At 35.2% G+C, this 13,844-nt stretch carries 13 protein-coding genes, 2 pseudogenes and 1 riboswitch; of the genes and pseudogenes, 9 read left to right on the top strand and 6 right to left on the bottom strand.

The window, feature by feature from the left end; all coding sequences use genetic code 11:
- Positions 1 to 40 precede the first annotated feature (40 nt).
- The 3 genes from RIV7116_RS18060 (at position 41) to RIV7116_RS36510 (ending at position 3,757) form a co-directional block, all read left to right on the top strand.
- A complete protein-coding gene (locus RIV7116_RS18060) occupies positions 41 to 2,476 on the top strand; it encodes a dynamin-like GTPase family protein (RefSeq protein ID WP_015119743.1) in 2,436 nt (811 codons plus the stop codon).
- 84 nt (positions 2,477 to 2,560) lie between these two features.
- Positions 2,561 to 3,001: a KGK domain-containing protein gene (locus RIV7116_RS18055; protein ID WP_044291028.1), complete on the top strand. Its 441-nt coding sequence runs from the start codon at positions 2,561 to 2,563 to the stop codon at positions 2,999 to 3,001.
- A 222-nt stretch (positions 3,002 to 3,223) separates the two neighbouring features.
- Complete coding sequence (locus tag RIV7116_RS36510; RefSeq protein WP_015119741.1) at positions 3,224 to 3,757, top strand: hypothetical protein; 534 nt, start codon at positions 3,224 to 3,226, stop codon at positions 3,755 to 3,757.
- Positions 3,758 to 3,779: 22 nt separating this feature from the next.
- Here RIV7116_RS36510 and RIV7116_RS18045 read toward each other — a convergent pair whose 3' ends face one another.
- Positions 3,780 to 4,670, bottom strand: a complete 891-nt coding sequence (locus RIV7116_RS18045) for an alpha/beta fold hydrolase (RefSeq protein ID WP_015119740.1) — start codon at positions 4,668 to 4,670, stop codon at positions 3,780 to 3,782.
- Positions 4,671 to 4,822: 152 nt separating this feature from the next.
- The gene (gene purT, locus RIV7116_RS18040) at positions 4,823 to 5,992 is read right to left on the bottom strand and encodes a formate-dependent phosphoribosylglycinamide formyltransferase (RefSeq protein ID WP_015119739.1); all 1,170 of its coding nucleotides are present in this window, start codon (positions 5,990 to 5,992) and stop codon (positions 4,823 to 4,825) included.
- A gap of 491 nt (positions 5,993 to 6,483) precedes the next feature.
- On the opposite strand from purT, the gene RIV7116_RS18035 reads away from it, so the two are divergent.
- Positions 6,484 to 7,050 (top strand): CAP domain-containing protein, encoded by a 567-nt coding sequence (locus RIV7116_RS18035; RefSeq protein WP_015119738.1) that lies wholly within the window; start codon positions 6,484 to 6,486, stop codon positions 7,048 to 7,050.
- Positions 7,051 to 7,154: 104 nt separating this feature from the next.
- Here RIV7116_RS18035 and RIV7116_RS18030 read toward each other — a convergent pair whose 3' ends face one another.
- The 4 genes from RIV7116_RS18030 to RIV7116_RS18015 are packed head-to-tail and all read right to left on the bottom strand — an operon-like array spanning position 7,155 to position 9,837.
- Positions 7,155 to 7,976: an energy-coupling factor ABC transporter ATP-binding protein gene (locus tag RIV7116_RS18030; protein ID WP_015119737.1), complete on the bottom strand. Its 822-nt coding sequence runs from the start codon at positions 7,974 to 7,976 to the stop codon at positions 7,155 to 7,157.
- Positions 7,951 to 8,763, bottom strand: coding sequence for a cobalt ECF transporter T component CbiQ (cbiQ, locus tag RIV7116_RS18025; protein ID WP_015119736.1), 813 nt, complete (start codon positions 8,761 to 8,763; stop codon positions 7,951 to 7,953). The genes RIV7116_RS18030 and cbiQ overlap by 26 nt, the downstream gene beginning before the upstream one ends.
- Positions 8,760 to 9,071 (bottom strand): energy-coupling factor ABC transporter substrate-binding protein, encoded by a 312-nt coding sequence (locus RIV7116_RS18020; protein WP_015119735.1) that lies wholly within the window; start codon positions 9,069 to 9,071, stop codon positions 8,760 to 8,762. Before RIV7116_RS18020 ends, cbiQ begins: the two co-directional genes overlap by 4 nt.
- The gene (locus RIV7116_RS18015) at positions 9,049 to 9,837 is read right to left on the bottom strand and encodes an energy-coupling factor ABC transporter permease (RefSeq protein ID WP_015119734.1); all 789 of its coding nucleotides are present in this window, start codon (positions 9,835 to 9,837) and stop codon (positions 9,049 to 9,051) included. The genes RIV7116_RS18020 and RIV7116_RS18015 overlap by 23 nt, the downstream gene beginning before the upstream one ends.
- Positions 9,838 to 10,487: 650 nt before the next feature.
- Positions 10,488 to 10,631, top strand: a riboswitch (cobalamin riboswitch).
- A 16-nt stretch (positions 10,632 to 10,647) separates the two neighbouring features.
- On the opposite strand from RIV7116_RS18015, the gene RIV7116_RS18010 reads away from it, so the two are divergent.
- The 5 genes and pseudogenes from RIV7116_RS18010 to RIV7116_RS17995 all read left to right on the top strand — a co-directional run bounded on the left by RIV7116_RS18010 (position 10,648) and on the right by RIV7116_RS17995 (position 13,844).
- Positions 10,648 to 10,884, top strand: coding sequence for a hypothetical protein (locus RIV7116_RS18010; RefSeq protein ID WP_044291027.1), 237 nt, complete (start codon positions 10,648 to 10,650; stop codon positions 10,882 to 10,884).
- Positions 10,788 to 10,988: pseudogene (locus RIV7116_RS35525) on the top strand (TonB-dependent receptor); the annotation flags it as partial. The gene RIV7116_RS18010 and the pseudogene RIV7116_RS35525, both read left to right, overlap by 97 nt.
- A 2-nt stretch (positions 10,989 to 10,990) precedes the next feature.
- A pseudogene (locus RIV7116_RS18005) lies at positions 10,991 to 11,497 on the top strand (ferredoxin); the annotation flags it as partial.
- A gap of 63 nt (positions 11,498 to 11,560) precedes the next feature.
- The gene (locus RIV7116_RS18000) at positions 11,561 to 12,748 is read left to right on the top strand and encodes an ABC transporter substrate-binding protein (RefSeq protein ID WP_015119732.1); all 1,188 of its coding nucleotides are present in this window, start codon (positions 11,561 to 11,563) and stop codon (positions 12,746 to 12,748) included.
- A gap of 19 nt (positions 12,749 to 12,767) precedes the next feature.
- A complete protein-coding gene (locus tag RIV7116_RS17995) occupies positions 12,768 to 13,844 on the top strand; it encodes an iron ABC transporter permease (protein WP_015119731.1) in 1,077 nt (358 codons plus the stop codon).

The following is a 13,844-nucleotide window of genomic DNA, read 5'->3' as shown; positions in this document are numbered from 1 at the left end:
GTACGCAAAGTTTGTGTTTCATTTTATCGGGATGCTACATATGGCAGAACTGCTGCCTCAATGTCAAAATTTAAAGGAACAAGTAGACTCTCTAAAGCAAATTGTGCAGCAAGAACCTTCTTTGGCTTCTTGTAATCTTACCCAAATTCAAACTTCGATGAGAAAAGCAATCTCTCCCAAGTTTGAAATTGTATTTGCGGGTGCTTTTAGTGCGGGTAAATCGATGCTAATCAATGCGCTTTTAGGACGAGAATTGCTTTATAGTGCAGAAGGACATGCTACGGGTACAGAATGCAAGATAGAGTATGCACATCCGGAGAATGAAAAAGTTGTTCTGACATTTTTGAGCGAAGCAGAAGTTAGAGAACAAGTATTTTCTTTATGCGAGCAGTTGGGATTGCATAAAGTTGAAAATATTAATCGAGAAGATGCAATAGAATTACTCACTCAAGGAAGCGAAGCGATTATTGTTTCTGAGGGTGGTGAAAGTAAGTCAGAGCGTGCAAAGCAAGCCAAGGCACTAATTGTATTGCTGTCTGGGTATGTAGCAAATCGTCAGCATATTCACACGATAGATAATGTTACTTACTCGATGGAAGAGTTTAATTTTGATAATCTTAAAGAAGCGGCGGGATATGCGCGTCGGGGAAGTAATAGCGCGGTTTTAAAACGGATTGAATATTATTGCAACCATCCTCTATTGCAGGATGGAAACGTTATTATTGACACCCCTGGTATAGATGCGCCCGTAGAAAAAGATGCACAATTGACTTATGAAAAAATCCAACATCCCGATGTTTCTGCGGTGGTATGTGTTTTAAAACCTGCCTCGATGGGTGATATGACAAAGGCAGAAACTCAGCTATTAGAAGTAATAAAGAATAATCCAGGAGTTAGGGATAGGGTTTTTTATGTTTTTAATCGTATTGATGAAAGCTGGTACAATAACGATTTGCAACAAAGACTCGATAATTTGATCGCTACTCAGTTTCAAAATGGTAGCAGAGTTTTTAAAACTAGTGGATTGTTAGGATTTTATGGCAGTCAGATAAAACAAACAAGTCTGAAAGATAGATTTGGTTTGGATAGTATTTTTGCTACTAAAGTTGATGATAGACAACAAACAACACCGCAATTTGTTTACGAATTTATCCGTTACTGTACTGCTTCGGGTAAGCTACCTGCCGACAAGTTTAGAATTTCTGTAAATAATTTTGAAAGTCAGAATCAAAATTATGTCAGAATTTTATCAGAACAAGGAAATTTATTAGTTAATCAACTGATTCAAGATAGCGGTGTTGAAGAATTCAAAGCAGCGATTACTCGCTATCTGACTACAGAAAAACGTCCAGAGTTATTTAAGCATTTAGCTGATGATTTAAAAGCAATTTGTATTCAAATCAAGAAACACTACCAAGGTGTTAGGCGTGAATTAGACAGCCAACCGCAAGAAATTGAGGCTATGAAAGCTCAGGAATTGCAAAGGCTTAATCAGCAATTGCAACAGGTAGGAAATGATTTTCGCCATCACATCGCAGCAGAGGTTAATCAAGTGGTGACGAATGCCTGCGATAAATTTGAGGCTGATTTTAATCAATTACGTGCCAGAATGATTCACCGTTTAGATGAGTTATTAGATACATTTTCTGTGGGCGATACTTATAAACGCGCGACTTTGAATCACCCCCGCAATGCAACAGCACCTTTAATTGCAATTTTAGTAGAGGCACTTTATTATCTTGCGAATCAATTGGAAGATATTTTAGTAGAATCTTCCATTAAAATTGTTACCAATTATTTTCAAAGGTTGAATGACAAAATTCGTAAGGCTGAATATCATAAGCAATTATACCGTTTGCTAGGTAATGATGGAGGCTTGGAAAAAGGATTAGAGAAATTAGAAAAACAGATTTCTTTAGCTTTACAAAATGCAGCGCGAGTAGAATGCGACAGATTTGTGAGAGAAAGTCCTAGATTTTATGATGAAGGTACTTTTTCAATTTATCAGTTTCGTCAGACTTTGCAGCAAACTTCTGAAACTTTTGATTGTGAAAGCATGGTAGAAGCTGAGCCTGCAATTAAACAATTGCTAAAGTTGGATTTTGAGCCAAAAGTTAGTAAAACTATTCGTATTACATTCCGACAAACCATCAATCAAAGCTTTAAGACTCTGCTTTTACCAATGGCGGATATTAAAAGTGACGAAATTTTGCAACAGTACCCGAAAGCTCGTATTTATTTAGGGAAGACTTTAGCAAAAGAAGCTGAAGAGAAAGTTTATCAAAACAAACGCCTCTCAGATGCTATTGATAAGAAAATTGCTAATTTCAATCAATCTGTCTCTTCTATTAATGGTTGCTTGTCAGCGATGCAACTGTATGATTACTTATTGCCTGTAATCGATTCAACAGAGGCTGAAATAGTTGATAGTGTATCCTTTGCAAATATTGAAGATGCGAAGGCTGTAGAAGCTTAACAATTGATGTTGTCTTGGTAACAGAGAAACTTGAAAAAGATTGGTAACGTAATTGGAAATTCTAGTAGATGTATAGCAATGCATATGGAAAGTCAATTTAAATCTTTGAGTTGTAATGATGACGATGTTTTATCATACAATGGCAGCCTAGTTAAATTTAGCCAATTTAAGCAACAGTTAGAAAATGAACTGTGGCAGAAAGTAAACTATCTTCTGACAAAAGAAAATGATGGTTTTACTAGCAAGGAAAGAATATATGAATTAGTTAACACATCTTTTGGTTATTGTAATATTAGCGTCACCTTGTCTTCTCCTGAGGAAGGGAATGATTGCGAGATTCTCAGACTTGGGGCAACAAGTTGGCAGAAAGGAAAAATTAGAACTAAATCATCAATAGATTTCTTTCCTAATGAAAAAGATTCTAGCAAAATAGCAAAAATTCAAATTAACTTAGAATTCTTGCCTGAAAAACATGAAGTTCAACAGCCTCAATTTTCTTTTGATGGCATGATGTATGCGGCATAAATTATTGACCGTATTTATAAATTATAATATTAGTTTTGTTAGATTTAATCTCTGACTGTTAATTAAGCTAATATCATCTAAATTAAGGATTTCATCAATGACGTGAAGATAAAATACATAGAATCATAATTTTGCTGTGTTGCATCAATTAGATACTATAAATTGATTTGTAACTAATTATAATTTACAAAAATCTAAATACTCAACCTTGAAAATTTAAGAATGGACAGTCATCAAAAATTTGATTTATTCACTGAAGATAATAAGTTTATTATTCTCAATAATATAGTTTTTAATACTAATCAAATAAAAGATAAAATTATTGAAGATTTCAAGCAAAAAAGAAGCAGCTTCAATTTTTGCCGTAAAAATAAATTTCTCCGTAAATATTTTAAAGAAGTAAAGAACCAAGCAATTTTTAATCGTATTGAATGGAAGTTTTTGCTCAAAAAAGATATTCAATGTGAATTAATTGAATTTGATGAAATCAAGCTATTAGACGAGCTAGAAATTAGAATTATTTTGGATTTTTCATCAGCAGTTACACAAATCGAGAATGCACTCGATCCATCTATAGCAAGAAGTGATAGTTACGGAAATATAAACATCAAAGTATTGCTGGATTTCTCTACGAAGGAATTAGAATCTCCAGAGCAATCTGGAATAGATAATATAGAAACAATATGTTTCAAAAACTTGTATGAGCAAAACATCGCGTATTTCCATTCCCTTAGCAGTGAAGAAATATGTATTTGAGCGATATAAATACCAATGTCAATTAAAAATTTATGAAATTTGAATTTAGAATCCATTCAGCCACCACTTCCGCTTGTTCCAATTGTGGAGTATGTCCGCATTTCAAGCAAATCAATCGACTCTGCGCGATATCTCGCTGAAATTGAGAGGCATCTGCGATGGGTAAAGTTTCGTCTTCTTCTCCCCACAAAATCAAGGTTGGTTTGGAAATTTCTTTAATTCGTGGTGCTATCTCGCTATAGCCACCACTTTTAGTAAAACTAATAGTAGCTTCATGCCAATTAGGCATATTCAAATGTAAAGTTGCACATTGCAAGGATGTAATTTCGGCTGCTGTTAAATTACCAAAAATTTCTCCAAAGAATAGTGCTTGTAATTTACGTTGTTTCCAATATTCAACAGCCCAATAATCAACAGGAGGAAACAAAAATCGTCCTTGAGGGAAGCTACCGGAATAACCAACGCTGTTAATTAAAACCAGTTGATGAACCGAATCTGGATAATCAAGCGTAAAATCAATAGCGGTTGCTCCTCCCATTGAAGCACCTACTAAAATTACTGGTTGATTAATTTGCGTTTTCCAAAAGTGGTAAAGGTGAGTTTTGATTGTGGTTGGAGAATAGTTAATATTGTTTAGTCTTTGAGTAAAACCGAAACCGAGTAAATCAACAGCCCAAGTTTCTTTTTCTGCTGCGAGTAATGGTATAAGTAAGCGGAATTCGAGTAGAGAGCTTTCAAAACCGTGTAATAGTAAAATTGGTATTCCGCTGTTAACTTGATGAATGAAAGATGTTGTGATTGCTTGAGAGTTTATGGGTGTATTGATAGGAATAGTTTGGATATCTTGGAATAGATTTAACGTATTAGTATCCTTAAGCTGCGATAAGTTGATTGTCGAAAAATATTCATCCATAAAATTGCTACATAAAATAAATTCGCTTGTAGTAAAGAATTTTAGTGTTTGATTCAAAAGCTTATGGTGCGTGACGCTATAATCCTATTTGTTACTACGTTCAAATCCTTTCGTAGCGTCACACACCCTACAAAAAATATAATATTGACGATTTAAGCTAAATTAATTTTGTCAGCAGCAATCTTAGCTTTTCCCCTTGCTTCTTGGACGTTATCTGCTTTCGCTAAAGCAACTCCCATACGTCGATATTTATGAGCGCTGGGTTTACCAAATAATTTGATGTCAACATCTTTTTCTAAAAGTGCTTCTGCAACACCAATATAATTAATAGAATCTGATTTATCTTCAGCTAAAATTACAGCGCTTGCTGAAGGTTTAAACTGTTCTATGTTAGGAATTGGTAATCCTAAAATTGCTCTTAAATGTAGTTCAAATTCGTTCAAATTTTGCGATATTAAAGTTACCATTCCGGTATCATGTGGTCTGGGTGAAAGCTCGGAAAATATTACCTCATCTTTAGTAATAAAAAATTCTACACCAAATATTCCCGCACCTCCCAAAGCATCGGTTACTTGTTTGGCAATTTCTTGAGCTTTTAACGTCATTTCTTGAGAAATTCCTGCTGGCTGCCAAGATTCTTGATAATCACCTCTTTCTTGACGATGACCAATAGGAGAACAGAAAATAGTCGGAGCGTCCCACTGTTTGATAGTTAATAAAGTAATTTCAATTTCAAAGTCGATAAATTCTTCAATAATTACTCGCTGACTATCGCCACGAGAACCAGAACAAGCATAATCCCAAGCTTTTTCTACATCTTCTTTACTTTTAACAATTGATTGTCCTTTACCGGAAGATGACATAACTGGTTTGACTACATTGGGAAAACCAATTTCATTACTAATATCTATTAACTCATCTAAAGACGAAGCATAACCATATTTTGCAGTTCTAACACCTAACTCGGTATGCGCTAATTCTCGGATTCTATCGCGGTTCATTGTATAGTTAGTTGCAGCAGCAGTGGGAATTACAGTAATACTGCGCTGCTCAAATTCTGCCAGCTTTTCAGTTCTTATAGCTTCAATTTCTGGTACAATAAAATCTGGTTGATATTTGTTGACAATCGCTTCTAAATCGTCGGCGCTCAACATAGAAATTACTTCACAACAATCGGCAACCTGCATTGCTGGAGCATTTTCATATCGGTCAACAGCAATAACAAAATTTCCTAATCTTTGAGCGGCTATTACAAATTCTTTCCCCAGTTCTCCGGAACCGAGGAGCATGATTTTTTGTGGTAATTTTAGAGCTTTTTTCATTAATTTAATGATTAAAACAATGATGAAACCTCACCCTTAATCCCTCTCCTGATTACACAGAGGCAAGTCAAAATATAAATGAGGTTTTGTATTTAATTAATTCTAATTAAATATCATCTTACTAATATTTTATTTTTCTACGGTCAATTTGTAAATCTTTACGTTTTATACCGAAAGAATATTTACCTATAAAATAATATTAATAGTATTTTTGCTCTCAGGAAATTTAATTAAACCATAACCCAAAGTATAAAATTTTTAGTTAGGATCGCATACAGAAAATGCAAAACAAGGTTATAAACTAACTTGTGTTTTGCAAGTAATTCTGATTACGGGGTGAAAAGGTTCGCAGAATTACTAGCTAGAATTAATTTTGCTTCTACCAAATCGCGAATAAATCTACCTGAATCGAAGTATCAGATGTTATTTTTCTCTTGCTGAAGGGAATTATAAGTAGAGGTTTATTTAGTTGTGTTTTGGAGTAAATATAAATGTTGAAGAATACTCGAGTAAAGTCTAGTTTGACAAAAGTATTGCCATTTTTTGGAGGAGTTGTTTTAACAACAGCAGCAATATTGGGTGGTAGCCTGGTAACTTATTCAAGCTCTGATAGTGTTTCCGATTCTTTAATTACATTAAGTCCAAAACCTGTAAATGCAGCTTCCGATGTAGCTGCGATGGAAAAATCGGTGCATCGACAAATTAATCAATACCGCAAAAAGCAAGGTTTAAAACCCCTGAAACTGAACAGTAAAATCAGTAAAATTGCCAGACAGCACAGTAAAAAAATGGCTGATAAGCAGGTGGCTTTCGGACATAATGGTGTAAGTTCTCGCTACAATAAAATTTCCAAGGTTGTTGAATATCGCGGTGTAGCGGAAAACGTAGCTTACAATATGGGTTACGATAATCCTGGAAAAAATGCTGTCAAGGGTTGGATTAAAAGTTCTGGTCATCGTCGCAATATAAAAGGTAAATATCAGGTAACTGGTATTGGTGTTGCGAAGAACTCTGAGGGTGAATATTATTTCACGCAGCTTTTTGTTAATCCGCAGTAGATAATCGAAAATGTAGAGACTCTATCTAATATCTTATCTCTACATGTTTATTTTAGATTCTCGCGATGAATCTAAATTTAGGGAGACGTAGCAGTGCTACGTCTCTACACCTTTGAAATCCGTTCTCGTAATTTTTCCACCACAGCTTTTTCTTGGGCAGATAAACTCTCATCAAATAGGAGCTGATATATCAACGGTAATCCTAAATCCAAATCTTCCAAAAGTTTCCCTTGAGCGAATACATCTTCTGGTTTCCCTTCAAAAATCAACTGTCCTTTATCCATGACAAATATCCAGTCAGCCCAGCGGTAAACTAAGTCTAAGTCGTGGGTGGACATTAATAAAGTTGTGCCGTCTTGATGAATTTTTTCAAGGGTTTTGATTAGTTGACGGGTATGTTTGATATCTAAATATGCAGTGGGTTCGTCTAACAGTAATAATTTGGGTCGGAGTACCATTACGTCTGCGATGGAAACTCGTTTTTTTTGTCCCAAGCTGAGATGATGTACTGGTCTTTGGGCTAGTTCTTCTAACCTTAATTCTGCTAATATTTCTTCAACTCTGGCTTGAATTTCTTGAGGAGGTAAATTCAAATTACATAAACCATAAGAAATATCTTCTTCAATTGTAGAAGCAACTAATTGTTGTTCTGGATCTTGAAATATTAGCCCGACTTCTTGACGTAAGTTATTTAAATATTTGCGGTCGTAGCGTAACGGTTTTCCGTTCCAGCGAACAATTCCGCGATTAGGCTTATATAAGCCATTTGCTAGTAAAAATAATGTAGTTTTACCGCAACCATTCTGACCGATAAGAGCGCATTTTTTTCTAGATGGGATATTTAAAGTTAAACCGTTGAGTGAAGATTCTCTAGCGCCGGGATAAGTGTAATATACTTGGTCAAATTCCAGCAAATATTCCTGCATTCAGCCACCATTCTAAACTGATTAAAATTACACAACCGATTAATGCTTCTAAAATATAGCGTTTTGATGAACGATAGCGACGGGGAGCATAAACCCGAAATTCTCCATTCATTCCTCGTGCTTCTAATCCCAAAGAAAACTGACTGTATTTTTGCAGGGTTCTTTTTAAAAGCTGTCCTACTAATAGTGCTAAACTTTTGATGCTAGTACGAAAATCGCGGTAGCCAAGACGAGATTTTTGAGCAATTGATAAATCGGTTGCTGTATTCCACAAAATGAAAATGAACCGATACATTAATAATAATAATTCGATTAGCAATGTCGGAAATTTGAATCGGCGCAATGTCTCTAGTACTTCCGTAAACGGAACGGTTAACATTAAAAAATATAAGCAAGAAACAGAAGCAAAAGCTCTAGTGAATATAGTTAAAGCTTGATAGAAACCACCACGACTAATATATATATAATAAAATCCTAAATCTAAACCCTGCCAAGAATCATTTTGTACTCTGGAAATATCTGCAACCGAAACACCGTTAATAACTAAAGCAGGTAAACTAGTCAGCCAAAAAAAACTAGCAACTGCCAATATTCTGATATAAATACCAGCAGGAATTTTAGCGTAAATCACAGTCCAAATACCCATCCACAACGCGATAATAATTTGTACTGGTGGATGGGCAGCAAGGGAAATTAACAAAGTAACGATTGCGAAGATTAATTTATGTTCTGGTGGTAATCCTCGCAATCGATTAGTGTAAGCTAAAGTATCGAGTTTTAAGCTCATTCTTCACGTCTTGGCTTTTCACTACGTCCTTTATATAAACCAACTGCGTAACCAATTAATCCCGCACCTAAAGCAGCTTGAGAGGAAAATAATAGACTTTCAATTTCACCGCTAGGGGGTTCAAAAATAGGAGAAAACCAAGGTTTATATTCTGGTTGAATCTTGGTGATTTCTTCTTCAGCTTCACCATCAGCACCACCAAATTCTGCATCGCGTACAAATATAATTGGTGCAACTGCTAAAACAATAACTGCTGATATCAACAGCCAATTATTCCAACCGTTATTAGACTGACTTGATTGTCTCATTTTGATGCTCCCGCTTGATTAAATTCAATAATTCTAATTCTTGTGGATTGTAAGATTGCAGCCAATTCCACACCAATACTGTCAGCAAACCTTCACTAATTGCCAAAGGAATTTGAGTAATAGCAAAAATTCCCGCAAATTTAGTAAACGAAGCCATCACCCCACCAACTTCAGCGGGGAAAGCCAAAGCTAATTGTCCCGAAGTAATAATATAAGTTAATAAATTTGCTAAAGCTGCCGCTAAAAATATCGCTAACCTTTGATTACCAGATATTTTCATCGTTAACCGATAAATCCAAAAAGCCGCAAATGGTCCGGCGATCGCCATCGAGAAAGCATTAGCGCCCAATGTTGTTAAGCCCCCGTGTGCCAGCAATAGAGCCTGAAACAACAGTACCAAAGTCCCCAAAACCGACATCGCCAAAGGACCAAATAATACCGCACCTAAACCGGTACCCGTAGGATGGGAACAGCTACCGGTTACCGAAGGAATTTTCAAAGCCGACAGCACGAAAGCAAAAGCACCAGCTAAACCCAAAAGCAATTTAAGCTGAGGTTTTTCTTTAGTGATGCGAGTTAGGGATATAAATCCCAAAATCATGAAAGGTAAAGAAACAGCCCACCAAAAAGTAGCCCAACCAACTGGTAAAAAACCTTCCATTACATGCATTGCATAAGCAGGTTTTGGTACACCAACTACCAAATATAAGCTTGTTAATGCAATTCCTAATAAATTCAGCCGTTTGAGATTTTTTCGGATTGCCATAAAAGATGTAGTGTGCAAGCGTGCAAGTTGAAAAATATGAATAATATTCTTTATTCGAGAGACAATAACAGCAAAATTTAAGCAAACAAATATAATATTTACGCCTGTTAAGCTAAATAACAAACTGTAAAATTAGTTGCTGTTATCTATTAAAAAGTTCCCTCGATGAAATTTATCATGAAAATTTTTTATCATACTAGCACGTTAATTTAGTTTTCAATATTAACAAAGATACATTAAATTGTGCGACTATATTTTATAAGTAAAGGTAATATTTATAATTACTTTAAAGGTTAACATTGACATTAACATTATCCCTAACATTAACATTAACATTGCCATTTTTCATGAAAAAAGATTCTTCTAAATCGGTTATTTTAGAGAGATATTAAGGTATAACAAATAGTGTATAAATAGCGAATATTTACTTTGAAATAGATTTAATTATCTTGTTTACGATCGGCGATCGCCAAATCATTGTACCTTCATGGAATATACAGATTTTATTAAGCATAGGCATAGTGCTAATTTGTTTCCAATCTTGAATTAATTAATTGCTTCTGATGGGAGTCAGCCATTAGATGTAAGGGGGTTACAATTTCCGTCAAAAAATGGGCAGGCTTTAAAACAAATTAACTCGTTGCGTCTCGGTGGATCTCTCTATAATAAGCCTGCCCATTTTTTAAGATTCCACCTCGGGGAAAGTCTGGTGTAAATCCAGCGCTGTCCCGCAGCTGTAATAAGACACAAGTTGTCTTTAAGTCAGAATACCCGCCTGTAACATAAAACACAATTATCTGCGAGGTACAGATGAGAAATATTATCTTTAGCTATCAATCGGGAATACAGTTCACAGCATTAATTTTCACCGTATTGGGGATATTGTCTGGAGATAGTGCTACAGCACAAGAAATAAAGCAAATATCTGAATTTTCCCAGTATCAGGGTGTGGAGGTTCTACCCTCTATGGCTCCGATGCGATTGGAGGGACAATCAATATCATTACTCGTCGTCCCACAAAAGATATTACTACCACCGCTAAACTAAGATTCGGTAGCTATGATTTGAACGAACAAAGCATTCAAAATAGCGGTAAACAGGGTAATGTCTCTTGGTTAGTAGGGTATAACCGCACTCGTGCTAACAATAATAACGTTTTAATGCAGCAGGAAAACCAAGAAGTTGGGGAATAGAATTGTGAAATGGTAGCGGTGAGAATGTGATGACAATTTTCTTACCAAATCCTTTAATTGAAGGAGAAAATTTATTACCCGAAGGTAAACCAAATTTAGAAAAATTAAAACTGTATCAAGAATTAAGGGAGATTTATGTATTAGGTAATAAACCAATGCCATTTACTAAAAATACCTTGAAACGTTCTTATATTTCGGTTTGTACTTCTGGAAGATGTTTACCTTCTCGTAATTGGCAACCGACTTATGAATCCTTGAAAAATGCGGTTGAAAAAGCCGGTTTAGATATAGAAGTAAGAACTTATGGCTGTTTAGAAGTTTGCAAATTAGGACCAGTCGTATTTAATGCTGAGGACAAAACTTGGTACACTCGGGTTAAACCGGAAGTCGCTGAAACTATTGTTGAAGAACATTTAGTTCAAGGAAATAAAGTTACCGAGCATCTTTATCCACCAGAATCGGCTTAACGATATTCAAGAGAGACGTAGCACTGCTACGTCTCTACATTCATAATCTTGATTATTAACATAATGAAATTATTATCATTTTTTTTTCAGGTTGCATGTGTAGCATTGTTAATTATTGCTTGTAACAGTAATTCAGTTCCTCCAGAAGTCTCATCTATTTATAATAAAAGTTGCGTTCAAGATTATAATTCAAATACAGACTATTTTCCTCAAAAAGCTACTATCAAATATGCCACGGGTTTTTCTGTAGAATATAAAAATAACTATAAAATCGTAACGGTAAAAAATCCTTGGAAAGATGCAAAAACCAGTTTTAAATATGTTTTAGTTGAATGCGGTACACCAGCACCGGCAGGTTTTAAAGAAACTCAGGTAATTACAATACCCATAAATACAGTCGCATCTCTTTCTACTACTCATTTACCCCATTTAGCAAAATTAGAAGTAGTAGATAAACTCGTCGGTGTCAGCAATCATAAAAAAGTCAATACATCAGAAGTTGTTGAGAAAATAAAAGCCGGTAAAATTGCTGAATTAGGCAATAATGTAAATGTAGAAAGATTGTTAGAACTCAATCCCGATTTAGTCACTACTTTTGGAACGGGAAATCCACAAACAGATAGCCATCCTAAATTATTAGAAGCAGGATTAAAAGTCGCGATAAATGCTGAATACATGGAAAATACACCATTAGGACGTGCAGAATGGTTAAAGTTTACATCTACGTTTTTTAATAAAGAAGATATTGCTGAAAAAGAATTTGGTGAAATAGCTAGTAAATATCAGGAAATTGCTACCAAAACTAAAACTATCAAAAAACGTCCAAAAGTATTTACGGGATTCAATTTTAAAGGAACTTGGTATGTTCCGGGATGTCAAAGTTATGCAGCCAAATATTTAGCTGATGCTGGTGCAGAATTACTTTGTAGTGAAAATTATTCTGGTAGTACACCTTCGTCTTTTGAAGATGTTTTTGAACGTGCTGCTACAGCGGATTACTGGTTAAATGTCAGTCAATCTTGGCAAAGTTTAAAAGATGTAATTACAGCAGATAGTCGTTATAGTGATTTTCAAGCAGTAAAAAAAGGTAATATTTTTAATAATAATGCTCGTTTAAATGGAAATGGAGGTAATGACTATTGGGAAGCTGGAATCAGCAATCCAGATGTAATATTAAATGATTTAATAAAGATTTTTCATCCAGAATTATTACCGAATCATCAATTATTTTTTTATCAGAAGCTGAGTTAAATAAATTAGGGAGTAGGGGATGGGGTATAAATATAAGTATTTGAACGACAAGCTTTTCAATAAAAAAGATGTCAAGCTTATTAATTCTGTAATTTTAATTAGTAGTTTAATCGTCGTATTTTTATTAGATTTAGCTTTCGGTTCGGTTCAGATTCCGATTCAACAAGTGATTATGATTCTGTTGGGAGGAGAATCGGAAAAAGCGACTTGGACTACTATTATTCTCAAATTTCGTTTACCAAAAGCTTTAACCGCGACTTTAGCTGGTGCTGCTTTAGGTGTAAGTGGTTTAGAAATGCAAACGCTTTTTAAAAACCCGCTTGCTGGGCCATTTGTATTAGGAATTAGTTCCGGTGCTTCTTTAGGGGTTGCGCTAATAGTACTCGCAACAAACACTACTGGTATAGGTTTATTACTGATTAAATTAGGAATAATCGACGATTTAAGTTTAGTTATAGCAGCTTGTTTGGGTGCAGCATTAGTGTTAGGAACGGTCTTATTTATATCTCATCGCGTACCCGATTCCATGACGCTACTAATTTTGGGATTACTATTTGGTTATGCAACTAGTGCTATTGTGAGTATTTTGCTGCATTTTAGTGAAAATAATCAAATCCAATCATATTTACAGTGGACTTTTGGCAGTTTTGGGGGTGTCACTTGGCGACAAATGGTAATTTTAGCACCCGTAATACTGTTAGGATTAACAATGGCTTTGCTATTATCAAAACCCCTGAATGTAATGCTTTTGGGTGAATCTCAAGCTCAAACTTTGGGTTTAGCAGTACAACAAACAAGATTCTGGATTATCGCCAGCGCTTCAATTTTAGCAGGTGCGATTACAGCTTTTTGCGGTCCTATTGGATTTTTAGGTGTTGTGGTTCCCCACCTCTGTCGCAATTTATTTAAAACTGTAAACCATAAAATATTAATTCCCGTCGTTGCTGTGATGGGTGCAATTTTGGCTTTGATAGCAGATTTGGTATCCCAGTTACCAGGAAGCGAAACTGTTTTACCTTTAAATTCGGTTACTGCTTTGATTGGTACTCCAGTTGTGATGTGGGTGATTTTACATCGTCGTTCCCGATTTTCTTGA

It is taken from the genome of Rivularia sp. PCC 7116, assembly GCF_000316665.1.
GTDB lineage: Bacteria > Cyanobacteriota > Cyanobacteriia > Cyanobacteriales > Nostocaceae > Rivularia.
The sequence above is the reverse complement of the archived record's forward strand: the minus strand, read 5'-3'. Positions and strand labels throughout refer to the sequence as shown.